A 25,242-nucleotide genomic window follows, 5' to 3' on the forward strand; every position below is an offset into this window, starting at 1 on the left:
CGTTGGGGGGGGGGGCCGGGGGACACCACGCCCCCCGCCCGCCCTTGCCGGGGCCCGGTGTGTCTGCCCCCCGGGGGCCCTCGTCATGCGCGGGTCAGGGGGCCGGGCATCCCGCCGGGCGGGATGTCCCGCCGCCCGAGGCCCGGGCGCGAAGCCCGGGCCCCACGGCTCAGACCTTCGCCTCCGCCTTGGCTTCGGCCTTGGCGAGAGCGCCGTCCACCGCCTCGGCGAAGTCGGCGAGCACCGGGTTCTCGAACAGCACCCGGATCGGCACGTTCACCGCGAACCTCTCCCGCACCTGGGTGATCACCTGCGCGGCCACCAGGGAGTGACCGCCGATCTCCAGGAAGTCGTCCTCGCGGGCGATCCGCCTGAGCTTCAGCACCTCGGCCCAGATCTCGGCGATCGTCTGCTCCGTCGCGGTCTGCGGCGCGTCGAAGTCGTCGTCACCGCCGTCACCGCCGTCGCCGCCGGGCTCGGGCAGCGCCTGGCGGTCCACCTTGCCCGAGGAGGTGAGCGGCATCGCGTCCAGCGTCACGTACGAGGAGGGCAGCATGTACGCGGGCAGCGAGCCCTGCAGGAACCGGTGCAGCTCGCCGGTGAGACCGCTGCGGTCGGCGATGATCCTGGAGGCGTCGTCGAGCACGACGTAGGCGACGAGCCTGTCGTCGCGCACGCTGACCACGGCCTCGCGTACCCCCGGATAGCGGGTGATCGCGGCCTCGATCTCGGCGGGCTCCACCCGGAAACCGCGGATCTTCACCTGGTGGTCCACCCGGCCCACGTACTGCAGCCGGCCGTCGGGCAGGTAGCGGGCCAGGTCGCCGGTCCGGTAGAGCCGGGCGCCGGGAGGGCCGTACGGGTCGGGCATGAACGACTGCGCGGTCAGGCCGGGCTTGCCCCGGTAGCCGTGCGCCAGGCCGGTGCCGCCGACGTACAGCTCCCCGGGCACGCCCGCGGGGAGCGGGTTGAGCCAGCGGTCCATCACGTAGGCCCGGAAGTTGGCGAGCGGCCGGCCGATCGGTGGCGCGTACGCGGCGGCGGGGTCGCAGGTCCCCATCGTGGCGCACACGGTCGTCTCCGTCGGCCCGTAGGCGTTGACGAAGACACGGCCGGGAGCCCAGGTCCGCACCAGCCCGGTCGGGCAGTGCTCGCCCGCGACGACCATGAGCCGCACCGTGTCCAGCTCGTCGCCCTTGAGCGTGCTGAGGAAGGTCGGCGGGAACGTGGCCGCGGTCACCCCCTGCTCGCAGATGGCCTTCGCCGTCTCCTGCGGGGTCATGGCCGACGGGTCCAGCACGCACAGTGCCGACCCGTTCAGCAGCGCCATCGTGATCTCCCAGATCGAGGCGTCGAAGCTGAGCGAGGCGAACAGTGCCACCCGGTCGTCGGATGTCAGGGAGAACTCCCGGGACAGGGCCGAGGCGAGGTTGCCGACGCCGCGGTGCGGCACCTCCACGCCCTTGGGCCGCCCGGTCGAGCCCGAGGTGTAGATGAGGTAGGCGGGGGCGTCGGGCGCGGGCGTCAGGCCGGGGCTCGTGCCCGGCTCCTCCGCCTCGATCGCGCGCCACTCGGCGTCCAGTTCGATCGTGCGCACCCGGTCGTCGCGCACCCGGCCCGCGTACTCGGCGCCGGTGAGGACGAGCCGTGCCCCGCTGTCGTCGAGGATGTAGCCCAGCCGGTCGGGCGGCAGCGCCGGATCCAGCGGCAGGTAGACCCCACCGGACTTGACGATGCCGAGGAAGGCGACGAGCGCCTCGGCCGAGCGGCCGGTCATCGAGCCGACGATGTGGCCCGGCCGCACCCCGTCGCGGATCAGCCGGTGGGCGACCCGGTTGGCGCGCTCGTCCAGCTCCCGGTAGGTCAGCCGCCGCTCACCGGCGAGCACCGCGAGCGCGTCGGGGGCGGCGGCGGCGCGCGCCTCGAACAGGGCGCCGATGCCGGCCTCCTCGTCGAAGGGCGTCTCGGTGCGGTTCCACTCCTCGACCACCAGCCGCAGTTGCTCGGCGTCCAGCAGTGAGAGCGACGAGATGGGCCGCGCGGGGTCGCGCACGGCGTCGGACAGCAGGGTGACGTACTGCTCGGCCCTGGTCCTGGCGCCCGGCGCGTCGAACAGGTCGAGCCCGTAGCGCATCTCCCCGTCGAGCGAGCCGGGCTCCAGGACGAGCGCGAGGTCCGAGGCGAGCGGGAAACGGCCCGCCACCAGGGGCGAGACCTGGACGCCCGGCAGCCGCAGCGCGCCCCAGGCGGGGGCTGCCTGGTCGAACTCCGCCTGGTAGAACGGCTGCACGCCACTGGAGGCGTCCAGCTCCAGCTCCTCGGCCAGCCGGTGCGCGGGGTAGGAGCCGTGCGCGGCCGCCTCGTCCAGTGCGTCGCGCACCTGGGCGACGACGGCGGTGAACGAGGGGTCGCCCTCGCAGCCGATCCGGATCGGGAACGCCGGGGCGCGCTCTGCGGCGGGCACGGGTACGCCGACCACGACCTCGTCCTGGCCCGACCAGCGGCACAGCGCGACCGCCCACGCGGCCAGCGTGACGGCCCGGGTGTCGGTCTCGCCGGGCGGGACGGTCTCCGCCTGCCCCGACCAGCGGGACAGCGTCATCGCCCGCGCGGCCCGGGTGGCCCTTTCCGTGTCGGTCTCGCGGGCCATGGTCTCGACCAGCGCGGCCGTCTCCGGTGGGACGGTGAAGGTCACCTGGGCACCGGTGAAACCGGGTACGGCGGGACGGCTCCTGTCGGAGGGCAGGTCCAAGGCGGGGGGCATGCCGTCGAGCCGCTCACGCCAGTAGGCGAGGTCCGCGGCCTCCGCGCCGGTGCCGTCGACGGAGGCGTGGCCGTCGGCCGGGGCGGCCGGGTCGGCGGGGGACGCGGCGGCGGTGAACGGGGCGGCGGGGGAGTGGCGCTCGCCGGGGACCTGCCCACCCGCGGAGGCGTGGCCGGCGGGGGAGCCGTTCGAGGAGCCGTTGGGGGAAACGTGGTCGGCGGAGCCGTTGGAGGAGGCGCGGAGCGTGACGCCCGAGGCGTCCTCGTACGCCAGGGAGATCTCCCGCGCGAGGCCCGCCAGGACGCGCTCGTCGGCCACGAGCCGGTGCGCCGTCACGACGAGCGCGTGGTCGTCGTCGGCCATCCGCGCCAGGGCGATCCGCACCGGCGGACCGTTCTCCAGGTCGAGGCCCCGGTTGGCCTGCTCGGAGACGAGCCGGGCGAGCGCCTCCTCGCGGCGGCTCGCGTCGTGCCTGCCCAGTTCCACCGGCGAAGGGACGGTGACGCGCCGGGGCTCGGCCCCGGAGTCGCCGGGCAACGCCGGCCGCAGGTCCTCGCGCGCCTCCAGCACGTGTTCCAGCGCGGCGATGAGGGCCTTCTCGTCCACGGGGCCGCGCAACCGCGCCGCGAGCGTGACCTGGTCGGTGTGGTCACCTGCGGGTTTGGCCCGGTAGGACCTCCACCCGCTCTCCTGGATCGGCGACAGCGAAGTCTTACTGTCCGGCATGGGGTGCTCCAATCAGTGCCCGGCGTGGTCGAGTTCGAGGTGGACGGGGACGCGGTCGACGCCCCACATGAGGTTCGAGCGCAGTCGTTTCACCGGCCCGGTGAGCTCCATGCGGGCCACCCGGCGGGTCAGTTCCTCCAGCAGCACGCGCAGTTCGAACCTGGCGAGCGCCGCGCCGATGCACAGGTGCTTGCCGAGGCCGAACGTGAGGTGCCTGTTGGGGGTGCGCCCGACGTCGAAGCGGCGCGCGTCGGGGAAGGCGTCCTCGTCGCGGTTGACGGCCGGGTGCCACACGCTGACCCGCTCACCGGCCCGGATGGTCTGATCTCCGATCTTCGTGTCGCGCAGCGCGGTGCGCATGACGTTGAGGCTGGGGGCGGTCCAGCGCAGCACCTCCTCCACGGCGGTCGGGATGAGCGAGGGGTCCTCGCGCAGCCGTCGCCACTCGTCGGGGTTCTCCACCAGAGCGATGACGGCCCCCGCCGAGGCGTGCCTGGTCGTCTCGTTGCCTCCGGTGATGAGGCCGTTGATGTTGAGCAGGATCTCCTCGTCGGTGAGGGGGGTCCCGTCGATCCGGCCGCGGATCAGCACGCTGATCACGTCGTCGCCGAGGTCGTCGCGCCGTTCGGCCAGCAGGTCGGCGTAGTAGGCGAAGATGTTGGCGTTGGCCTCGGCCTTCTCGGCGTCGGAGATGACGTCGTCGGAGGCGGCGGAGCCGAACGCGGTGCGCGTCCACTGGATCATCAGGTCCCAGTCGGCGCGGGGCACGCCCAGCAGCTCGCAGATGACCGAGAGCGGCAGCCTGCCCGCCACCGTGTCGACGAAGTCGAAGGAGTCCTTCCGGGCGTTCTCCTCGAGCATCCCGCCCACCGTCTCGCGCATCGCGCCCTCCAGGCGGCGTACCACCCGGGGGGTGAGCGCGGGGTTCATCACGTCGCGCAGCTGGCTGTGGCGGCCGTCGGTGACGATGAGCATCTTGCCGGCGGCGGCGCGGGCGGCGGACTCGGTCTGCCCCACCTGCATGCCCCGCTCGGAGGTGAAATTCGTCTTGTCGAGATAGACGGCGACGCCGTCCGCGTATTTGGTGAAAGCCCAGAAACTCGGCCCGTCCGACCTGGCGTTCCAGAACATCGGCCGGTGCTCCTGCAGGTAATGCAGGACGCCGAGGCCGGAGTCGGGGGCCGTGTAGATGTCCGGATCCGCCAGATCCAGATTTTTCAGATTCACGGTCGTGTCCACTGTCATAGGGAATTCCTCCGTGCGTACACGTCGAAGATGTCCGTGTCCTTCAGCAGGGGATCCTGGCCGATGTCGACCTGGAATCCACGGCCGGTGAGATCGTCGCGTACGGACGCGAGTCTGCCGTCGATGTCGTGGACCTGCATGACGATTTGGTCGACCGCCTCCCAGTCACCGGGAGCGATTCCGTCCAGGACATCGCATTCGGCTTTCTCGACGTTGATTTTCAACAGTCCTATGCGGTCCACGCCCTCGGTGGCCATCACCTCGGAGATCGTCCGCACCTGGCACTCCTGCTTCTCCGTGACGTGCCTGCCCTCGGCCATGTCGGTCACGTCCTCGGGGGCGAAACCGCTGTTGGCGAGGAATGTCCTGGTCACCTCGGCGTCGTGGTCGACGTCGGTGTACATCCCCGACATCGCGGTGGTCTCCGGGTAGACGGTGATGACCGCCGTCCCCGGGGCGCGGGAGAGCGCGCAGTCGAACGCCTTGGCGTTCAGGCCGTGGGCGGACAGATTCGCGCACAACGCGTCGTAAAGCGGCCTGGCGGGCTCGAACGCGAGAATCCGGGTGCCCGGACATTCCCAATGAAACGCCAGCGCGGCGATTCCGATGTTGGCTCCCACGTCGAACACCGTCATTCCGGGCTCAAGGCGAACGTCATGCCTGAAGTAGCTTCTGTCGCCCACGATACTGCGATACTGCAGGCTGGTCTCGGCGGGATTGAGCTGGAATACCACATGACCGTCGGGGAGTGTCATCTGGCGCACTCGCTGATTGTTTTCCAGTGTGCCTCTCCGGTGATTTCGCATATCATCACCCTTAACAAAAACCTTATTACAGTCAACCAGAGGTGAAACCCGACAAGGACGGAACGATCTCATGGACACTCAGGGAACAGAAGTCAGGGCACCGGAGGAAAAGCCGCCCTCTCTCTGGCGAAACCCCGACTTCAACCGGCTCTGGGCCGGCCAGTCGGTCTCGGTCCTCGGCTCCGAGTTGACCACCCTGGCACTCCCGCTGACCGCGATCCTCATGCTGCAGGCCACCTCCTTCGAGGTCGGCCTGCTCAACACGATGCGTACGATCGCCGCGCTCCTGCTGACGCTGGTCGCCGGCGTGCTCATCGACCGCTACCGCCGTAGGCCGCTGATGGTCGCCTCCAACCTCGGGCGGGCGGGCATCGTGATGCTGATCCCGATCGCGGCCTTCGTCGGCTTCCTCGACATGTGGGTGCTCTACGTGGTCGCGGTCGTGGTCGGCGGCCTGTCGGTGGTCTTCGGGATCGCCTACGCCGCCTACATGCCGACCCTGCTGAGCGAGGAGCACCTGGTCGCGGGCAACAGCCGGATGGCCGCGACCGAGTCGGTGGGCGCCATCGCGGGATCCAGCGCGGGCGGCGTGCTCATCGACCTGTTCCGGCCCGCGTACGTGATGCTGGGCGACGCGATCGCCTTCCTCATCTCCGCCTTCGCCCTGTCGCGCATCCGTCACGTCGAGCCGCCCGTCGAGCGCAAGGACAGCGGCGGGCGCGGCGCCGTCGCGGCGATGCTCCACGACATCAAGCACGGCCTGAAGGTCACCTACCGCAACGACTACGCCCGGCCGCTCATCATCAACTCCGCCGGGGCGAACTTCGGGTCGATGATGATCCTGACCCTGTTCCTGCTGTACGCGGCGAGGGAACTGCAGCTGTCGGGCACCTGGATCGGCTTCATCTACGCGATGGGCAGCATCGGCGGCGTCGTCGGTGCCGTCTTCGCGAGCAAGCTGTTCGAGAAGCTCGGCTACGGCCGAGGCATCATGGCCGCCCTGATCGCGTTCCGGGTGCTGTGCTTCACGCCGTTCGTGGCCGGTCCGCAGTGGCTGCAGATCACCCTGTTCTCGGTGATCTGGTTCGTCACCGTGTTCGGCGTGGTGGCCGGGAACATCGGCCAGCTCACGCTCTTCCAGTACGTGATCCCCAACCACCTGCGGGGCCGGGTCATCGGCGCGAGCCGCGCGGTCTACCTCGGCATCCTGCCGCTGTCCGCGATGCTGGCCGGCGTGCTGGGCGAGCTGATCGGCATCAAGCCCGCCATCTACGCCGGGGCCGCGTTCCTGCTGCCCTGGATCATCCTGCTGTTCCGCTCCCCGGTGCCGCACCTGCGCAGGCTTGAGGACGCCGAGTTCCTGCGGGACGACGAGGAGCCCGCCGAGGCCGAAGGACCCGGCGGGCGCGAGGACGGCAAGGGCGTCTGAGGTCAACGGTTCGACTCGTTCAGCCGGGGACACGCGCGGACATGCTCCGCGAGATCTCGTCCAGCAGGGCGGCGGGCGCCTGGAGGTAGCTCCAGTGCCCGCCGTCCAGCACCGTGTAGCGGGCCTCGCCGTAGGACTCCCAGCCGGCCATCTGCTCCGGGGGGATCTGTGTGTCGCCCGACCAGCCGATCGCGGTGATCGGGCACGGCAGCTCCACCGGGTCGGTCTTGTCGAAGCGGCCGTATGCGGCCACGTCGGCGCGCATGACGTCCGCGGCCATCTCCACCAGCTCGGGCATCGGCTCGGCGCCACGCGCCCGCATGAGGTCCGACACCAGCGCGCCCACCTGCTCCTCGTCGAGCTTGAGGATGCTCGGCCACGACGCCCGGTGCGGCGGGACCATCGAGGAGGCGAACAGGTGGCCGGGCAGCGGGCCGCCGCGCTCCATGAGCAGCAACGTCGCCTCGTAGCCGATGAAGACCGTGCCGCAGTGGCTGATGAAGCCGAACGGCCGGTCCAGGTAGGGCTCCAGGCCCTCCAGCATCTCGGCGGCGACGGCCGCGTAGCTCTCGAACAACGGCTCGCGCAGCCGGTTCTCCCTGCCGGGCAGCTGGACGGGGCACAGCTCGATCCCGTCCACCTCGGCGGGCCAGCCGTGATACATCGACGCCCCCGCCCCCGGGTACGGCAGGCACCACAGCCTCGCCCTCGCCTCGGGGTCGGGGGTGCGCAACAGCCACGTGGGGCGGTTCCTCCTCCGCTTCCTCTCGGTCATCTCGCCTTTCCTTCCGCCTTGATGTTCCGGATGAGGGTCTCGGGGGTCGGCGCCCGCAGGAAGTCGCGCAGCCGGATCCGCACGCCGTAGCGCGTCCCGATCCGGTCGACGAGACGGGTGGCCGAAAGGGAGTCGCCGCCCGAGCGGATGAAGTGGTCGCCCAGCGCGCCGCGCGCCCCGAGTGCCTGCTCCCACAGCTCCAGCACCCCCGCCGTCACGGGGTCGGTCTCTTTCTCGTGCCCGCCGTCTCCGGGGGGAGCGGCTTCCCTCGGGGCGTCGGCTCCCGGGTGATCGGTTCCGCGGGGATCGCCCCAGGAGGGCGCGGGCAGCGTGCGCCGGTCCACCTTGTTGCCGGAGTTCAGCGGCAGCCGCTCCATCGCGGTCCAGGCGACCGGCACCATCGGTGCGGGCAGACGCGCCGAGGTGAAGGCACGCAGCTCCCCGGCCCAGGTTTCGCGCACGGTGCCGTCCGCGGCGCCGTCCCGGACGACGTAGGCGCACAGTCTCAGGTCGCCCTCGGGACCGGGTACGCCCGTCACGACGCACTCGCGCACCGCGGGGTGTTCGAGCAGTACGGCCTCCACCTCCGCGGGCTCCACCCGATGGCCACGGATCTTGACCTGCTGGTCGACGCGGCCGCGGTGCTGGAGCCGCCCGTCCGGCCGCTCCAGCACGAGGTCACCGGTCCGGTAGACACGGCCTCCTCCGCCCGAGGGATCGGGCAGGAAGCGTTCCGCGGTGCGGGCGGGCTCGCCCAGGTAGCCCCGGGCGAGCTCGGGACCGGAGACGAACAGCTCCCCCACCTCGCCGGCCGCGACCGGAGTCAGGCCCGAGGTGAGGACGGGCACGCCGACATCGGGCCAGGCGCGCCCGATGGGGGGCCGGGCGCGCCTGGCGGCCTCGTCGGCGGTGGCCGAGGTGAGGCGGTCCTCCAGCGGGACCAGGCAGCTCGTCACGCCGTTGGCCTCGGCGGAGCCGTACTCCACCGCGACCTCGAACGGCAGGTCGGGTGAGGGCCACACGCGCACCGCGTCGCTGCCGACCGTCATGAGCCGCAGCGCCGTCCGCTCGGGCCACGGCAGGCCGTACAGCAACTCGGCGAGCGGCATGTTCACGTACGCGCGGGTGATGCCCGAGGCGACCATCCAGTCGCGCAGTTCCGGTGGTGAGCCCGCGGTCGCCGCGTCGGCGACGTGCACGCTCGCGCCGGAGCACAGGTACGGCCACAACTCCACCACCGAGACCGACGAGGCCGGGGGAGCCAGCCAGCTGGAGCGGTCGGCGGGGGTGATGCGGTACGCCTCGGCGTGGGTGGCGACCCGGTGGGCGATCGCCCGGTGGGTCACCCCGACGAGCTTGGGTCGCCCCGTCGACCCGGAGGTGTGCACCGCGTACGCGAGCTGGTCCTCGTGCACGGGGACGCCGGGACTCTCGCCGGAGGGTTCGGCGTCGAGAGGACCGTCGATCACCACGGGGCAGCCGTCGAGGACCGCAGCGACACGGTCCTCGGGCCAGCCGGGGTCGAGCAGCACCGCCGCGCCGCCCGCCTTGCAGACGGCGAGCAGCGCGACGAGCAGGTCGGGTGAGCGGTCAAGCCGCAGGGGGACGAGGGTCTCGGGGCCGACGCCGCGTCGCAGGAGCGAGCGGGCGAGGCCGTTGGCACGGGCGTCGAGGTCTCGATACGTGAACAGGACGGCCCCGGAGACCAGGGCCGTCCTGTTCGGTGCCTCGGACGCCTTCTTCTCGAACAGCGTGTGGACGGCGTCCACCTGTCCTCCGTTCCTCACCCGGCCTTGGCGTCGCGGAGCTCGCGTGCGGGGATCTCGCCGGTGGCGACCTGGTTGAGGATGAGCCTCGCCCACTCCTCCACGCTGCGGTTCATCCGGCGGGCCGCGTCACGCCACGACTGCTCCTGGTCGACCGGTACGTCGATATGGATGACGGCCTTCTCCTTGGCGGCCCGCGCGGCCCGCTCCGACGCGGAAAGGGCCGCGGTGCGGTGGGCCTTGATCTGGCTGCGGAGACGGTTTCTCGACCAGTTGAAGCGTTCGGCGCGATCCAGCCAGAGCATCTGCTCGTGCTCGGGAAGCGCGGCCACTTCCGCGTGGTGCTGAAGGCTGAGCTTGTCTCGCCGGCGGGATACCGGGAATCGCCGCGCGACCCAGGCGTAATTGCGCAGGGTCTGGATATCCAGGGAGCTCTCCTCGACCGCTCTCTTGTAACGGTCGGTGTATTCGGTTTCGCCGTAGACCAGCCAGTCGCCGAGCCACCAGGCGGAGGAGTCGGCGATGAGGGAGATCTGGTGACCGATCCGCCGCCAGGTGTCGAAGGGGAGGCTCGACGGGAGCTGAAGCCCGGTCCTCCGGGGCTTGGCGGACGCGTCCAGGGCCAGCTTGGAGCCCTGTGGGGCACTGCGGCGCGGTGCCGGGACGGGAGGCCTCTCATCACAGGATGGGGGGACTTGGCGGTTCGCCTCTCGGTTGGGGGAGAGCACCTGCATGCGACTGTTCCTCCGGATTTCTGTGCACTTGGAGTGAGTCAGGTCTGTCCCTTACCCGTCGTTCCGGAAAGCGCACTTCCGATCATGAGTAATTTCGAGACGGCCCTCCTGAGGTACAACGGAAATGCGAAAACACGCCGTTGACCAGCTGAGTCTCCAATCAGCTTGGCGATTTTTTTTGCTCTGTGATATACGCGCCGGTTCAGAATTCAACCTCTCGGAAATGGAATCGATCATGCCGTATCCAAGGTTTCGGTCCGCGAATACGCGCACTTTGCGTCATTCTCTGGTCGCGTACGGTCTCGCGATCGTGCTGCCCTCCGTGCTGGCGCTGCTGATGCTGGGACTCGACCCGGGGACGGCCACCGGTCCCGTCCCGGTGCCCTCGGTGGAGCCGGGGCGGGAGCAGGAGGTGCCGGCCACCCCTCTGCTGCTGCTGTCCATCACGGTGGTCGTCGCGCTGGCCCACTTCGGCGGGGCCGTCTTCCGCGGGCTGGGCCAGCCCCGGGTGATCGGGGAGATGGCCGCGGGCATCGTGCTCGGCCCCTCCCTGCTCGGCGCCGTGTGGCCCGAGGCCTACCGCGCGCTGTTCCCCAGCGCCGTGATGCCGTATCTGAACCTGCTGGCCCAGTTCGGGCTGGCCTTCTTCATGTTCCTGGTCGGGCTGGAGTTGCGCGGCGACCTGCTGCGCGGCCGGGGCCGGGTCGCGGCGCTCTGCGGCCAGGCGAGCGTGGCGATCCCGTTCGCACTCGGGGTCGCGCTCGCCCTGCTGATCTACCCGCCGCTGGCGACCGCCTCCGTCGACTTCCCGGTCTTCGCGCTGTTCGTCGGAGCCGCGCTGAGTGTCACCGCGTTTCCCGTACTGGCGAGGATCCTGCTGGAACGCGGGCTCTTCCACACCCCGACCGGAGCGCTCACCGTCACCTGCGCCGCCATCGCCGACGTCACCGCGTGGCTGCTGCTGGCCGTGGCGGTCACCATGGCGAAAGGCTCCTCGCCCGCCGAGGCGCTGCGCACGCTCGGTCTCACCGTCGCCTTCGCCGCCTTCATGGTCGGGGTGGTACGGCCACTGCTGACCCGGCTGCTGCGCCGGGGGCTCTCCCAGGAGGCGACCCTGCCCGTCGTCATCGTGGGCCTGCTCGTCTCAGGACTGCTGACCGAGCTTATCGGCATCCACCTGATCTTCGGAGCCTTCCTGTTCGGCGTCCTGTTCCCGCGCGACGGCGACGTACGGCTGCGACGGGTCCGCGAGCGCACCCAGGACTTCACCACCTCCTTCCTGCTGCCGCCCTTCTTCGCCTTCGTCGGGCTCAACACCCAGATCGGGCTGCTCAGCCAGGACCTGGCCATGTGGGGATGGTGCCTGCTGATCCTCGCCGTCGCCGTGGTGGGCAAGGTCGGCGGCGTGATGGTCATCGCCAGGCCGATGGGTGTGCCGGGGAGAGAGGCAGTGCGGCTCGGGGTGCTGATGAACTGCCGGGGGGTGACCGAGCTGGTGATCCTGAGCATCGGCCTCGGCCTCGGCATCATCACCCAGGCGCTGTTCACGATGCTGGTGATCGTCGCGCTGGTCTCCACGGCCGCGACGGCGCCCCTGCTCGGGCTGCTCGACCGGTGGGACGCGCGGCGCGACGGGAAGGCGTCGGACGGGAGCCGAGGGGAGCCCGAGGCGGCGGGAACGGTGCCCCGATCCGCCTGAACCGAGATCGGGGGCCGAGAACGGGAGGCCGGAATCGGGGAATCGGGGAGGGGGAGAGCGGGAAGCCGGCGAGGAGAGAGCAGGGGGCCGGTGAAGAACAGGGGAGGCGGGAAGGCGAGAGGAGGGGCGGGGAGGTGGGGGAGCGGGGTCAGGAGGCGCGGGGCAGCACCCGGGGCTCCGTGCCCAGCTCGCGCAGCTTGGCGCGGACCTCCTGCGGGCTCTCCCCGGCGACGGTGAGCCGGGAGGTGGCGAACACCTCGCCGTCGGCGTCGGTGATCGGGTCACCGCTGTAGGGGATCTCGCCGCTGAAGCGGGCGGCGTACAGGTGGTCACGCAGCTCGGGCCGGGCGTGCAGGGAGAAGATCGGCAGCCGGGTCGCCATCGCGGCCAGCCGCATGGTGCCCGACACCCGGGGGTTGATCTCCAGCAGGTGCACCTCCCCGGTCCTGGTCAGCAGGAACTCCACCTCCAGGTAGCCGTGCGCCTCGGCCAGGTCGGCGAGCCGCTTGCCGACGGCCCGCAGCTTGCGTTCCCAGGTGCCGCCGAGCGTCGGGCCGGGACACAGCCGCAGCCGCCGCCACGGCGGGACCAGGTCGGGCGAGGTCGCCCCCTTCCACACCGGCGGGAACGTCGCCGTGCCGTGCTCGTCGCGGTAGACCAGCACCGAGTACTCGATCCCGTCGACATACAACTCGCCCAGCTCGTTGGGGGCGAGGCGGCACTCGTCCGCCCGGGCCAGCCGGGTGCCGACACTCTGCGTGCCGTGCCGGTCCTTGATGACCACGGGGGTGTCGGGGCCCGTCTCGGGCAGCGGCTCACCGGCCCGCGCCCACGGCGGGGAGACCAGGCGGTAGCGGTCGAAGAACTCCTTCATCAGGATCTTGTCGCTGCCCAGCGAGGCGCACAGCCGTGACTGGCACTCGGCCCCGTGGCCGAGCTCGCGGAGCCGGAAGGCGAGCAGCTGGTCGCGGCCGAGTGTCGTGTGGCTGGAGTGGAAGACCACCGTCGCCCGTGGCGTCTCGCCGATCGCGTCGAGCAGCGGGGCCACATCGACGCGGTGGTCCTCGCCGGTGAAGACGACCCGGTCCCGCGGGCCGAGGTCGACGAAGTGACCGAACCAGCTCTCCAGGCTGGCGGGGGCGACGGCATGGATGACGGGAGACATTTGTCGGCTCATGTGGATTACTCCGGAATCGACGCTGGAAACAGGAATGACGTTACGCGGTACGCGCCATCGAGAATGCGTCGTCGAACGCCTCGAGATACGCGCCGACCAGCGGTGAGTTCGGTTCCCAAAGAAAGTTCACCGGCAATTTCATCCACCTGGCGAACAATTCCGTGGAACGCGGGAACGGCCGGTCGTTCACCGCCGCGGCGGCCCGCACGGCGGCGGCGACCGCCGGTGACCAGTCGGGCGCGGTGCCCTGGAAGAGCGGGAAGACGTGCAGCGGCCGGGTGGCCGGGGCGCGCACCTTCAGGCCGCGCTCCTGACCGGCACTCACCAGCTCGTCCCGGCTGAACGGGCACTCCGGCGTCACCTCGACGACCCCGTCGTACCACGCCCCCATCGTGACGCCCTCGGCGACGGGGGAGGGGCGCACGCCCGGCAGCGCGCCGAGCCCCGCGGACAGGGCGGACATGTTGCCCCCCCTGCGTTCCACCAGCTCGTCCAGGCGGTCGAGGTGGCTCTGGGCGAGCACGGCCCCCGGCGTGGAGATGCGGAAGTTGCCGCCGAGCCCGGTGAGCAGGAACGGCTGGTAGCGGGCGGCGTCGATGGTGAGGTCGGTGCGGTGCCGGAAGTTGGTCAGCAGGCAGGCGCGGGCGAAGACGTCCTCGGAGTCGGTGAGGAGCATGCCGCCCATGCCCCCCGAGATCAGCTTCCTGCCGCCCACGCTGAAGATCGAGATGTCGCCCATGGAGCCCACGGGCCGGGAGCGGAAGGTGGAGCCGTGGGCGTGCGAGCAGTCCTCGACCAGCGCGAGCCCGCGCCGGTCGGCCACCGCGCGCAGGGCGTCCATGTCACAGCTGTGGCCCCACAGGTGGGTGACGACGATCGCGACCGTACGGGGCGTGACCAGCGCCTCCACGTCCGCCGCGGCCACGTTCCCGTCGGCGCCGCCCGCGTCGCAGAGCACCGGTACCGCGCCCAGCAGGAACAGCGGTGAGGCGGTGCTGAAGAACGTGAGGTCCGGGACGATCACCTCGTCGCCGGGGCCGATGCCCAGCGCGAAGTAGGCGGCGAGCAGTCCCGCGGTACCGGAGGTGAGCGCGAGGGCGTGGGCGCGGCCGTGCCGCTCGGCGAACGACCGCTCCAGCTCGGCCAGTTCGGGGCCGTAGTCGTAGTCGAACGTGCGCCCCAGTGACACCAGTTCGGCGACCCTCGCCGCCACGCCGTCGTCGTAGACCGGCCATTCGAGCGGGTGCGGCGGGCTCACGCGACCGCCCCCTTGCGGACCACGAGCCTGGTCACCGCGTGGGTGTGCGGTTCCTCGTGGCCCTTGTGCGTGTGCGTGGAGTCGGTGTCGGTGGCGCTCAGCACGGTCCACCCGGCGTACCTGGCGAGATACCAGTCGTGGGGCAGCAGGACCGGCATGCGCATCTCGCCGGCGGGAGGTACGTAGGCGTGGCCGCGGTTGAACATCAGCAGGGCGTTCACCCCTCCTGGCCTGGTCGCGGCCTGGAGTCCGGCGACGACGTCGGCGACCTGTTCCTCGTCCTCCAGCCAGTGCAGGACGCTGCACGCCAGCACCCCGTCGAACGCGGCGGGCTCCAGATCGGCGGTGCGCGCGTCGCCCCGCCGCCACTCGATCCCCCCGGCGTCACCCCACGCCCGCGCGCCGTTCTCCAGCGCGGCGGCCGACACGTCCATCGCGAGCACCCGCGCGCCCCGCTGGGCGAGCCGCACCGCGTTGCGTCCCTCACCGCACCCCACGTCGAGGACGGCGGGCGCGCCCGCGCCGGGTGGCGAGGCGGGCGGGCCGATCTCCTCGGGGGCCGCCGGCAGGGAGAGCGCGTCTGCCAGGGCGTCGGAGATCTGGTCAGGCCTGCGTCCCCACAGGCAGGCGGTCCTGGTGTACCGGGCGTCGCATCCACCGTCGTCGTCGTAGCCGGTGGGCCGTGTGTGCTGTGTGTTAGGTCCCATCTGGCGGAGGCTAGGCGCGGCCTTGATCACCGTCAACGGGGGTGGACGGCCGCCGGAGGCGTCGCGTGCCGTGGGGCCTGTGCGGGTACGAGCTTCAACTTGTCGCGTCCCGGACTCACCGGGGTGGGGTACTCGCCGGTGATGCAGCCCTCGCACAATCCCTCGCCCGCCGCGCTGCCGACCGTGTGACGCATGCCCGCCACCGACAGGTACGCCAGGCTCGTCGCGCCGATGATCCGGCACACCTCCCCGGTCTCGCGGCCGGTCGCGACCAGCTCGCCGGTGTCGACGATGTCCACCCCGTAGTGGCAGGGCGCGATCAGCGCCGGAGCGGCGATCCGCACGTGCACCTCGCTCGCCCCCGACTCGCGCAGCAGTGTGACGATGCGCCGCATGGTGGACCCGCGCACGATCGAGTCGTCGACCACCACGACTCTGGCCCCGTCCACCGGCGAGCCGATGGAGAACTTGCGCCGCAGCTTGCGCTCGCGCCGCCGCTTGTCGGGCTCGATGAACGTCCTGCCCACCTGCTCGTCGCGGACCAGCGCCCCGGCCAGCGGGAGTCCGGCCGCTCGCGCGTACCCCCTGGCGGCGGGCACACCGGAGGCGGGGACGGCCACGACCAGGTCGGCGTCCGCCGGGGACTCCAGCGCCAGCCGTTCACCGAACGCCATCCGCGTCGCGCCGGTCCTGGCGCCGCCGATCCTGGAGTCCTGCCTGGTCAGATAGAGGTGCTCGAACACGCAGAAGCCGCGCGGGGCGGGGGCCGCCACGCGGTACGTCCCGATCGGCCGGCCGTCGCGCAGGACGAGCAGCTCGCCCGGCTCCACCTCCCGCTGCCCGGAGCAGCCGAGCGCGTCGAGCGTGCAGGTCTCCGAGGCGACGACCGCCCTGCCCTCGGCGAACCCGGCGACCAGGGGACGGATGCCGTGCGGGTCCCTGAAGGCCACGAGCCGGTCGCCGACGGCGCACACCACCGAGTACGCGCCGCGCAGCACCCGCATGGCCCGCGCGACCGCTGCCACGATCGGGTCGGAGTCGAGATGATCACTGTCCTGAGAGGCCGGGCCATCAACGGCGTTCAGGCCGTTCAGGTCGTTCAGACGATCCTGAGCGGCCGCGCCGTGCGGGCCGTCCGAACCGTCTGGCCCGTTCAGGCCGTTCAGGGCGCCGGCGAGAAGGGCGAGGATGACCTCGGAGTCGCTGGTCGAGCGGAACGCGTAGCCCTCGCGGCCGAGCCGGGCGCGCAGTTCGGCGGCGTTGGTGAGATCACCGTTGTGCGCCAGCGCGATGCGCCGCGCCTCGTGCACGAAGGGCTGGGAGTTCTCCAGCAGCGTGGCGCCCGTGGTGGAGTAACGGGTGTGGGCGACCGCGAGCCTCCCGGCGGGCCAGTCGTCGCGGGCGGAGTCACCGCAGTCCGAGCGCGAGGCGAACCCCAGCGACCGCCGGACCTCCACGCCCCCCGGCCCGGCCACCGCGATGCCCCACGACTCCTGGCCACGGTGCTGCAGGGTGACGAGCCCGTCGAAGGCCGGCCGCCCGGCGGTCCCATCGAGAACAGATACGCCGGCTATTCCACACATAGCTCCCCTTCAAAACCCTAACATTTCACGGAAAGTACGTTAAATCGCTTCTGCTTGACCATGGCATTGTTTGATTGCAACGTCGTGTCGAATGGCGAATGAGGCAAAGGAGAGTCGAATGGCAGAGTCAGTGGATACGGCCGAGTACACGGTGGTGCGCAATCACGAGGAGCAGTACTCCATATGGTGGGCCGACCGTGACATTCCCGAGGGCTGGCGCAGCGTCGGCCACAACGGCACCCGTGAGGAGTGCCTGGCCCACATCGAGGAGGTCTGGACGGACATGCGTCCCCTGAGCCTGCGCCGCTGGATGGACGGCGAGCGCCCCTGACCCGCGCGCCCGCCGAGGAGCCCGCCGACGAACGGTCCCCCGAGGACGGTCCCCCTAAGGAGGAGCCGATGGACACGATCCAGGAGCACGACGCGCGCCTGGTCGTCGAGGAATGGAACCGCACCGAGCTGGCCGACGAGCCGGCGACCGTCATCGAACGGTTCGCCACCCAGGTCGCCAGGTCGCCCGACGCCACGGCGCTGACGGACGAGGAGGGCACGACCCTCACCTACGACGAGGTACGCCGCGCCGCCAACCGCCTCGCCGGACACCTGCTCGCCCTCGGCCTGCGCCCCGAGGACCGCTGCGCCGTCTACCAGCGCCGCTCGGCCGGCATGGTCGTGTCCATGTTCGGGACACTGGCCGCCGGTGGCGCGTACGTGCCGATCGACGAGGGCAACCCGCCGGAACGGGTCGAGGCGATCCTGCGCGACGCCGGCACCGCCGTGGTGCTGGCCGACTCCACCACCGAGGCCGAGGTGCCGCCCGGCCCGTGGTGCGTGGTCAACGTCGACGACCACCCCGGCAACGACGAGAGCGACCCCGAGGTTCGGCTGCACCCGGCCAACCTCGCCTACGTCATGTACACCTCGGGCAGCACGGGGGCCCCCAAGGGCGTCCTCATCGAGCACCGCGCGGTCACCGCGTTCGTCAGGGGCGCCCAGCACCTGTACGGGCTCTCTCCTCAGGACCGCTTCGTGCAGTTCTCCTCGATCGCCTTCGACGTCTCCACCTTCGACGCCTTCGGAGCGCTGCTGTCGGGCGCGGCCCTGCACGTCGCCTCCACCGAGACCCGCACCTCCTCGACGCGCCTTCGCGACCTGTTGCGCGAGCGCCGCATCTCCGTCTACATGGGCACCCCCGGGGTGCTGAGACTGCTGGAGCCCGGCGACTTCCCCGACCTGCGGGTCGTCGCCGTCGGAGGCGAGAGCTACTCGGGTGAGTTCACCACCCGCTGGGCGGCCGGACGCAGGTTCGTCAACAGCTACGGCCCCACCGAGACCACCGTCGGCGTCATCACCCAGGAGTGCGAGGGACACTGGGACGCCTCGCCGCCCATCGGACGCGCCATGCCCAACCACCGGGCCTACGCGCTGGACGAGTCGATGCGTCCCGTCCCGATCGGCACGGTCGGCGAGCTGTACGTGGGAGGCCCCGGCCTCGGACGCGGCTACCTGGGCCGCCCCGGCACGAGCGCGGCCTCCTTCGTCCCCGACCCGTTCGCCACCACGCCCGGCGAGAGGCTCTACCGCACCGGCGACCTGGTGCGCTGGACCCCGGAGGGCGAGCTGGTCTTCGCCGGGCGGGCCGACCGCCAGGTCAAGGTCCGCGGCGTCCGCGTCGAGCTGGAGGAGATCGAGGCGACCCTGTGCAGGCACCCCGACATCGCGCACGCCGTGGTCGAGGCCGAGGCGCGCGACGACGGCGACGCCCGCCTGATCGCCTACGTCGTCTCCACCGCCCCCGAACCCCCCGGCGTCACCGAGTTGCGTGAGACCGCGGCCAGGTGGCTGACGGCCCCGCTGGTGCCCAACGAGTTCGTCCACGTGCCCGAGATCCCGCTCACCCCGGCCGGCAAGGTCGACCGCGACGCCCTGGCCGAGGCGAGGGGGCGGCGCGCGGCCGCCGTGGAGACCGGCGGCGACACCAAGCACGCCAGGGACGCCGAGGACACCGAGGACGCCGAGTGGACGCCGACCCGGCGCAGGGTGGCCGAGGAGATCGTGAAACCGCTGCTCGGCGTCGACTCCCTCGGCCCGCACGACCACTTCTTCGAGCTGGGCGGCACCAGCATCCAGGTCATCCAGCTCCTCGGCAAGGTACGCACGACCTTCGGCATCGAGGTGCCGGTCGTCGAGTTCTTCGACCGGCCCACCATCGCCGGGGTCGCCGACGCCGTCGACTCCGAGGTCCGCTCCGACATCAAGGACATCGTCCGCGAGGGCTGGGACGACATCGCCGACCGCTACGCCGCCTTCCAGTCGGAGTTCTCCGACGGCCCCCGCATGACCTGGACCGGCCACCTGCTCGGCATGCTGCCCGACGAGGACGCGGCCGTGCTGGAGCTGGGCGTCGGCGGCGGCCACGAGTCGTCGCGCCGCCTGGCCGAGGCACACGACCTCACCGCCGTGGACATCTCCGCCGAGCAGCTCAGGCTCGCCGCGAAGACCCTGCCCGGCGCGACGCTCGTCCAGGCCGACATGGCCCAGGCGGAGTTCCCCGACGCCTCCTTCGACGCGGTGGTGTCCATCTACACCCTCACCCACCTGCCGAGGGAGGAGCTTCCCGCCCTGCTGAAGGGCATCGCCCGCTGGCTCAAGCCGGGCGGTCTGCTGCTGGCCACGCTCATGACCGAGGACATCCCCGGCGCGGTGGAGGAGTGGTTCGGCTCGACCATGTTCTTCTCCGGCTTCCCCACCGAGGAGAACCTGCGCCTGCTGCGCGAGGCGGGCCTGGCCCCCGAACGCGACGAGGTCGTGGCACAACGGACACCGCTCGGGGAGTCACGCTTCCTCTGGGTGATCGCGAGAAAGACGGAGGGGCCGTCGTGACCGGTCTGCCCGTCCGCACCGCCCCGCTGTCCTACCTTCAGGAGCAGCTCTGGTTCGTCGAACAGGACGATCCGGGCAACGGCTCGTACAACGAGCTGAAGGTGCTCGTCCTGGACGGCACGCTGGAGGCCGCCAGGCTCGGGCGGGCACTGGAGCAGGTGGTCGCGCGGCACGACGTGCTGCGCACCACCTTCGTCTACCAGGGCGCGGAACCGGTGCAGGCGGTCTGGGAGCGGGGTCCCGTGCTGCGCGAGGCGACCGTCGGCGGTGAGCAGGCGCTCATGGAATACGCCCGCGAGGTCGCCGAGGCCCCCTACGACCTCGCCTCGGGACCGCTGCTGCGCGCCTCGCTCGTCACGCTCGGCGCGGATCGGCAGGCGCTGGTGCTCGGGGTCCACCACATCATCAGCGACGGGTTCTCGATGAACCTGCTGCTCGACGAGCTGGACGCCGCCTACCGGGGAGAACTCCCCTGCGGGCCCCGGAGCGGACCGCATGGCGGATCACGCGATGACCCGCCCGGTGAATCGCTGAGCGGGCCACGTGACGAGCCACCCGGCGAGTCGCGGAACGGCTCGCGGAACGGGCCACCCGGCGAGTCATCGGACAGGACAGGGGAGAAGTCACCGGACGAGCCGCCCGCCCAGTACGGCGACTTCGCCCGCTGGCAGCGCGAACAGTTCAGCGGGGGCCGCCTCGCCGCCGACGTCGACCACTGGCGGCGGGAACTCGACGGAGCGCCCGCCGTGCTCGAACTGCCCGCCGACCGGCCCCGGCCGCGCCGCCGTGCCGGCGCGGGCAGGCGCGAGCGCTTCCCGCTCGACCCCGCCCTCACGGGCCCGCTCGGCGAGGTCGCCGAACGCGTCGGCGGCACCGTCTTCACCGTGCTGCTCGCCGCCTTCACCACCACCGTCTACCGCTACACGGGACGCGGCGACATGGTGCTCGGCACCGGCGCCCCCGGCCGTCCCGGGCGCGAGTTCGACGGCACGCTCGGCTTCTTCGCCAACATCGTGCCCGTACGGCTGCGCCCGGCGGGCGAGATGCCCTTCACCGACCTGGCCGACGCGGTCAGCGAGGCCGCCTTCGACGCCTTCGACCACCAGTACATGCCCTTCGAAAAACTCGTGGAGTTCCTGCAGCCCGAGCGAGACGCCGGGCACACTCCGCTCGTGCAGGTCGTCTTCACCATGTGGGACGCCGGGGCGGCCGAGCGTTCCATCGGCGGTGTGCCCGCGGCCGAGGTCGAGGTGACACGCGGCCGGTCCCGCTTCGACGTCGCGGTCGAGGCGGTACGCCGGGGCGACCGGGTCGACCTCTTCGTCGAGTACGACGACGCCCTCTTCGACGAGGCCACGATCGCCCGGGTGATGCGCCACTACGACCGGGTGCTGCGGGCCGTCGCCGACGACCCCACCCGGACCCTGGCCGACATCCCGATGATCGGCCCGGAGGAGCTCGTCACCCTCACCCAGGGCGACGTGACCGTGCTCGACCACGACGGCAACGTGCTGCCCGCCGGGGCCGTCGGCCGGCTGGTCCACCGCTCAGGCGGTGAGGGCGTGGCAGGTCCCAGCGGGCGCCTCGCCATCCGCAGGCCCGACGGACGCGTGGTCGAACGCGGGCGCGAGGACCGCCTGGTCGGCATCGGCCCCTTCCAGGTGCAACTGGAGGACGTCGAGGAGGCACTGCGCGCGCACCCCGCCGTACGCGACGCCGCCGTCGTGGCGGTCGAGAGCGGCGCGGGCCGCGAACTGATCGCCTACGCCGTCGCCGAGCCGCCGACCGATGAGCTGCGCGCCACCCTCGTCGAGCGGCTGCCGCAGTACATGGTGCCCGCCGTCGTCGTGCCGGTGGACCACATCCCGCGCGCCGAGGACGGCCGCGTCGAGACCGGCAGCCTGCCCGACGCCGGCGAGCGCGCGGAGCGGACCGAGCTGCCCGCCCTGGAGGCCGCGCTCTGCGTCATCTGGGCACGCGTCATGAACCTCGACGAGGTGGAGCCCGACGACGACTTCTTCGCCCTGGGCGGCCACTCCATGCTCGCGGCCCGCCTGGTGCGCGAGATCGCCTCCGTGCTCGCCGTGCGCGTACCGCTCATGGCCCTCTTCGAGAACTGCACCCCCGCCGACCTCGCCGACTACATGGCGGCGAGGCATCCCACACTGGAGCACACCCTCGGCGACGCGGGCCGCGCGAGCCGTACGACCCCCGCGGGGAAGACCGGGGAGATCGAGCGGGACGGCGAGGAGCCCGACACCAGCGCGCTGTCCACCGCGCAGCTGCAGATCTGGATCAACGAGCAGCTCGCGGGCGGCGACGCCCGCGACTTCATCGCCGCCGTCACCTACCGGGTGCGCGGCCCGCTCGACGTGGACGCCCTGCGCGGCGCGTTCGACGCGCTGGTCGCGCGACACGAGAACCTGCGCGCCCGTGTGGCGCTCGTCGGCGACGTGCCGGTGCTGCGCTTCGACCCCGGCGTACGCGTCGAGGTGCCCGTCGAGGACCTCACCGGCCTGCCGGAGCAGGAACGCGCGCCGGAGGCGGCCCGCCGCACCGCGAGCGACGCCGACCGCGGCTTCGACCTGTCGGCCGCGCCCCTGGTGAGGGCCACCCTCTACCGGCTCGGCGAGAACGACCACGTCCTCGCGCTCGTCCAGCACCACCTGGTCACCGACGGCGTGTCCATCGGGCTGCTCGTGGGCGAGCTGGGCCGCCTGTACTCCGAGCGGGACGCCACCCCCGCCGCTCCGCACCTGCGCTTCGCCGACTACGTCGCCTGGGAACAGGCCTGGCTCGGCGGCCCCGAGGCCGCGGCCTCGGAACGCTTCTGGCGTGAGCGGCTGCGCGAGGCACCGGAACTGGTCCTGCCCAGGACCCGCGGCGGGCGACGCGAGAGCCGCGACACCGAGATGATCGCCCACCGCCTCCCGCACGCGGAGTCACGGCGGCTGCTCGCACTGGCCAGGCAGAACAGGGCCACCCCCTACATGCTGGTCACGGCCGCGTTCGCGGCGATGCTCGCCCAGTGGAGCGGTCAGGACGACGTGATGATCGGCACCACCGCCGACAACCGGCCGCTGCCCGGCCTGGAGGGCGTGGTCGGCTGCTTCGTCAACATGGTGGCGCTGCGCGTCGACTGCGGCGGCGACCCCACCTTCACCGAGCTGGCCGGGCGGGTGCGCAGGACCGTGCTGGAGGCGTACGCCCACCAGAGCACCCCGTTCAACGAGGTGGTGCGGGCCTTGAAGATCCACCCCGACCCACGCAGGATGCCACTGTTCCAGGTGACGTCCGACTGGGCCGGCGACGGACCGGCGATCCCCGAGCTGGCCGGGTGTGAGGTGGGGTTCGACTACGTGCACACCAGGGCGAACCGCTACGAGCTGGAGATGTACGCCGGGATGGCGGGGGAGCAGGTGGTGCTCGACCTGGAGTACGCCGTCGAGCTGTGGGACCGCAAGGAGGTCGAGGAGCGCCTGTCGCGGGTGGCGGCGCTGCTCACCCGCGCCGTGGCGGAGCCGGACACCAGGCTCTCGGAGCTGCTCGGCTGACCGACCCCTTGGTGAGGCGACCTTCCTTCGCGGAGGTCGCCTCATCGGGGCGGGTTTCCCACCGTTGGGTTGTCGGGAAACCCGCCAATCCCGACGTCCTCCGTCCTCCGTCCTCCGCGAGAGCGTCACGGGCTTTGAGCGGCGACGCACCGGCCGGTGATGACGGGAGCCCGTCGTGACCCACCGGCCCGTTGCGTCGGGGGTGGTCAGGATGCGGGCTGGTCGAGGTCGGACAGGTCCAACACGAAGCGGTAGCGGATGTCGCCCTGGCCGAGCCGGGTGAGCGCTTCCTGGTTGAGGGTGGAGGGGAGCACCTCGACATCGGCGGTGATCTGGTGCTCGGCGCAGAAGCCCAGCAGTTCGGCGGTGTGGCGGCGGCCGCCGGTGCCGGAAGCCGTGAGCTTCTTACGGCCCTGGATCAGGTCCATGACCGACACGGTGGTGGGGAGCGGGTAGCCGAGCACGGCTACCGTGCCGTCCATGACCGCCATGCGCAGCAGCGGGGACAGGTCGTGCGGGGCGGGGATGGTATCGAGGATGAGGTCGAACCGTCCGCGCGCCGCCGCGAGCCGCGCGTCGTCGGTGGTCACCAGTACGTCGGCGGCGCCGAGTTTGCGGGCGTCGTCGGCTTTTCCCGGAGTTCGGCTGAGGACGGTGACCTCGGCGCCGAGCGCGGCGGCCAGTTTCACGCCCAGGTGCCCCAGGCCGCCGAGGCCGGCCACGGCGACCCGGCTGCCCGGCCCGATCCCGGCCGCGCGTAGCGGTTCCCACATGGTGATCCCGGCGCACATCAGCGGTGCGGCGCCGGCCGCGTCCAATGTGTCGGGCAGCCGGTAGGCGAACGTCTCGCGCAGCACGTACTCGCGGCTGTAGGCGCCCTGCGTCTTGGTGCCGTCGACGCGGTCGAGCCCGCCGTAGGTGGTGGTGGGCCGCTCGTAGCAGTAGTTCTCCTGCCCGGCCTGGCACATCGCGCAGGCCTCGCAGGAGTCGACGACGGTGCCGACCGCGACCCGGTCGCCGAGGGCGAAGCCGGTGACGGCGGCTCCGGCGGCGGTGACCGTGCCGGTGAACTCGTGACCGGGCACCAGGACGCCCTCGCCCAGGGCGCCGGTGATCCGGTGCAGGTCGCTGTGGCAGACACCGCAGAAGTCGATGCGCACGGCGATGTCGTCGTCGCGTAGATCCCGGCGCTCGATCGCGACCCGTTCCAGCCTCGTGGAACCGTCGCCGGTGCTCTGCCAGCCGATGGTGGTGCGCATGAATCCTCCAAAAAAACAAACCATTCGGTCTGCCTCACCGTACCCACTCTGGTCGCGAAAGCAAACCAACTGGTCTGTCTGATATCGTGCTCCCGTGCCTGAACTGCCCACCACCTCGCGTGGCGCTGCGACCAGCCGCCGCATCCTCGACGCGGCCGCCGAGGAATTCGCGCAGTACGGCATCGCCGGAGCCCGGATCGACCGCATCACCGCGGCGGCGCGCACGAACAAGGCTCAGCTCTACGGCTACTTCGGCAGCAAGGACGGCCTGTTCGACGCGGTCATCGCCGACCTGTCCAGCCGGCTCATGACCGCGGTCCCCCTCAACGCCGACGACCTGCCCGGCTGGGCCGTCGGCATGTACGACGAGAACCTGCGCCATCCGGAACTGGTGCGCCTCATGACCTGGCTGCGGCTGGAGCGGCGCCCGACCGGCCGCCTGACCGACAGCCCCGCCGACGGCCCGAAGATCGCCGCCATCACCGCCGCCCAAGCGGCCGGGCGCGTGCGCGATGGCGACCCCGCCGACCTGATGGGCCTGATCATCGCCATGGCGTGCGCGTGGTCACCGGTCAGCGCCTTCTACGCCGCCACGGCCGACGAGCCCGCCGCCGACCACGACCGCCGCCGTGCCTTGCTGCACGACTGCGTCGCACGCGCCGTTACTCCCTGACCGGCCCGCGACCCGGGTGCCCGCCCCGGACCGCATTTTCGCCGCCGTACCACTGACCGGATCCTTCGCTCGCGGCATGCGACCTCGCGTCGCACCTTGTCATAGCGGGCGGCGCAGCCCGTCCAGCAGGAGGGTGATGACGCCGTCGGCCTCGGCTCGCCAATCGGGGCGGTTGTGGGCCGCGCCGATGCCGTGCAGCGCCAT

Annotated in this window: 17 protein-coding genes; 6 read left to right on the forward strand and 11 right to left on the reverse strand. The window is 71.6% G+C overall.

What is annotated here, in order from left to right:
* Window positions 1-169: 169 nt before the first annotated feature.
* Genes ACFY3D_RS23520 through ACFY3D_RS23530 form a run of 3 tightly spaced genes read right to left on the reverse strand, consistent with a single transcriptional unit; the run spans window position 170 to window position 5,490 of the window.
* The gene (locus ACFY3D_RS23520) at window positions 170-3,490 is read right to left on the reverse strand and encodes an amino acid adenylation domain-containing protein (RefSeq protein ID WP_389982465.1); all 3,321 of its coding nucleotides are present in this window, start codon (window positions 3,488-3,490) and stop codon (window positions 170-172) included.
* Between the two features lie 12 nt (window positions 3,491-3,502).
* On the reverse strand, window positions 3,503-4,735 hold the full coding sequence (locus ACFY3D_RS23525; protein WP_389982469.1) for a cytochrome P450: 1,233 nt from the start codon (window positions 4,733-4,735) through the stop codon (window positions 3,503-3,505).
* Window positions 4,732-5,490, reverse strand: coding sequence for an FkbM family methyltransferase (locus ACFY3D_RS23530; RefSeq protein ID WP_389982531.1), 759 nt, complete (start codon window positions 5,488-5,490; stop codon window positions 4,732-4,734). The genes ACFY3D_RS23525 and ACFY3D_RS23530 overlap by 4 nt, the downstream gene beginning before the upstream one ends.
* A 121-nt stretch (window positions 5,491-5,611) precedes the next feature.
* Here ACFY3D_RS23530 and ACFY3D_RS23535 point away from each other — a divergent pair, with 121 nt between their 5' ends.
* The gene (locus tag ACFY3D_RS23535) at window positions 5,612-6,970 is read left to right on the forward strand and encodes an MFS transporter (RefSeq protein ID WP_362907319.1); all 1,359 of its coding nucleotides are present in this window, start codon (window positions 5,612-5,614) and stop codon (window positions 6,968-6,970) included.
* Window positions 6,971-6,989: 19 nt separating this feature from the next.
* Here the strand turns inward: ACFY3D_RS23535 and ACFY3D_RS23540 are convergent, their stop codons facing one another.
* Genes ACFY3D_RS23540 through ACFY3D_RS23550 form a run of 3 tightly spaced genes read right to left on the reverse strand, consistent with a single transcriptional unit; the run spans window position 6,990 to window position 10,245 of the window.
* Window positions 6,990-7,745: a thioesterase II family protein gene (locus ACFY3D_RS23540; RefSeq protein WP_389982472.1), complete on the reverse strand. Its 756-nt coding sequence runs from the start codon at window positions 7,743-7,745 to the stop codon at window positions 6,990-6,992.
* Window positions 7,742-9,514 carry a non-ribosomal peptide synthetase gene (locus tag ACFY3D_RS23545; RefSeq protein ID WP_389982475.1) on the reverse strand — a complete coding sequence of 591 codons (1,773 nt, stop codon included), beginning with the start codon at window positions 9,512-9,514 and terminating at the stop codon, window positions 7,742-7,744. Before ACFY3D_RS23545 ends, ACFY3D_RS23540 begins: the two co-directional genes overlap by 4 nt.
* A 14-nt stretch (window positions 9,515-9,528) precedes the next feature.
* Window positions 9,529-10,245, reverse strand: a complete 717-nt coding sequence (locus ACFY3D_RS23550) for an LmbU family transcriptional regulator (RefSeq protein ID WP_389982478.1) — start codon at window positions 10,243-10,245, stop codon at window positions 9,529-9,531.
* A 274-nt stretch (window positions 10,246-10,519) separates the two neighbouring features.
* On the opposite strand from ACFY3D_RS23550, the gene ACFY3D_RS23555 reads away from it, so the two are divergent.
* Window positions 10,520-11,944, forward strand: a complete 1,425-nt coding sequence (locus ACFY3D_RS23555; protein ID WP_389982481.1) for a cation:proton antiporter — start codon at window positions 10,520-10,522, stop codon at window positions 11,942-11,944.
* Between the two features lie 148 nt (window positions 11,945-12,092).
* Here the strand turns inward: ACFY3D_RS23555 and ACFY3D_RS23560 are convergent, their stop codons facing one another.
* The 4 genes from ACFY3D_RS23560 to purF are packed head-to-tail and all read right to left on the reverse strand — an operon-like array spanning window position 12,093 to window position 16,669.
* Window positions 12,093-13,109 (reverse strand): hypothetical protein, encoded by a 1,017-nt coding sequence (locus ACFY3D_RS23560; protein WP_389982485.1) that lies wholly within the window; start codon window positions 13,107-13,109, stop codon window positions 12,093-12,095.
* 52 nt (window positions 13,110-13,161) lie between these two features.
* Window positions 13,162-14,379 (reverse strand): DegT/DnrJ/EryC1/StrS family aminotransferase, encoded by a 1,218-nt coding sequence (locus tag ACFY3D_RS23565; RefSeq protein WP_389982488.1) that lies wholly within the window; start codon window positions 14,377-14,379, stop codon window positions 13,162-13,164.
* Entirely contained in the window at window positions 14,376-15,086 is a 711-nt protein-coding gene (locus ACFY3D_RS23570; protein WP_389982491.1) for a class I SAM-dependent methyltransferase, read from the reverse strand. Before ACFY3D_RS23570 ends, ACFY3D_RS23565 begins: the two co-directional genes overlap by 4 nt.
* Before the next feature lie 32 nt (window positions 15,087-15,118).
* Window positions 15,119-16,669 carry an amidophosphoribosyltransferase gene (gene purF / locus ACFY3D_RS23575; RefSeq protein ID WP_389982494.1) on the reverse strand — a complete coding sequence of 517 codons (1,551 nt, stop codon included), beginning with the start codon at window positions 16,667-16,669 and terminating at the stop codon, window positions 15,119-15,121.
* Window positions 16,670-16,787: 118 nt separating this feature from the next.
* On the opposite strand from purF, the gene ACFY3D_RS23580 reads away from it, so the two are divergent.
* The 3 genes from ACFY3D_RS23580 to ACFY3D_RS23590 all read left to right on the forward strand — a co-directional run bounded on the left by ACFY3D_RS23580 (window position 16,788) and on the right by ACFY3D_RS23590 (window position 23,106).
* Window positions 16,788-17,000 carry an MbtH family NRPS accessory protein gene (locus tag ACFY3D_RS23580; protein WP_350950330.1) on the forward strand — a complete coding sequence of 71 codons (213 nt, stop codon included), beginning with the start codon at window positions 16,788-16,790 and terminating at the stop codon, window positions 16,998-17,000.
* 68 nt (window positions 17,001-17,068) lie between these two features.
* Complete coding sequence (locus tag ACFY3D_RS23585) at window positions 17,069-19,552, forward strand: amino acid adenylation domain-containing protein (RefSeq protein ID WP_389982497.1); 2,484 nt, start codon at window positions 17,069-17,071, stop codon at window positions 19,550-19,552.
* Window positions 19,549-23,106, forward strand: coding sequence for a condensation domain-containing protein (locus ACFY3D_RS23590; protein ID WP_389982500.1), 3,558 nt, complete (start codon window positions 19,549-19,551; stop codon window positions 23,104-23,106). The genes ACFY3D_RS23585 and ACFY3D_RS23590 overlap by 4 nt, the downstream gene beginning before the upstream one ends.
* Window positions 23,107-23,312: 206 nt before the next feature.
* Here the strand turns inward: ACFY3D_RS23590 and ACFY3D_RS23595 are convergent, their stop codons facing one another.
* Entirely contained in the window at window positions 23,313-24,365 is a 1,053-nt protein-coding gene (locus ACFY3D_RS23595) for an NAD(P)-dependent alcohol dehydrogenase (RefSeq protein ID WP_389982503.1), read from the reverse strand.
* Between the two features lie 94 nt (window positions 24,366-24,459).
* Between ACFY3D_RS23595 and ACFY3D_RS23600 the strand changes: the two genes are divergently transcribed.
* Window positions 24,460-25,038: a TetR family transcriptional regulator gene (locus ACFY3D_RS23600; RefSeq protein ID WP_389982506.1), complete on the forward strand. Its 579-nt coding sequence runs from the start codon at window positions 24,460-24,462 to the stop codon at window positions 25,036-25,038.
* Window positions 25,039-25,242 lie beyond the last annotated feature (204 nt).

The organism is Streptosporangium sp. NPDC000509 (genome assembly GCF_042898365.1).
Classification (GTDB): Bacteria; Actinomycetota; Actinomycetes; order Streptosporangiales; family Streptosporangiaceae; genus Streptosporangium.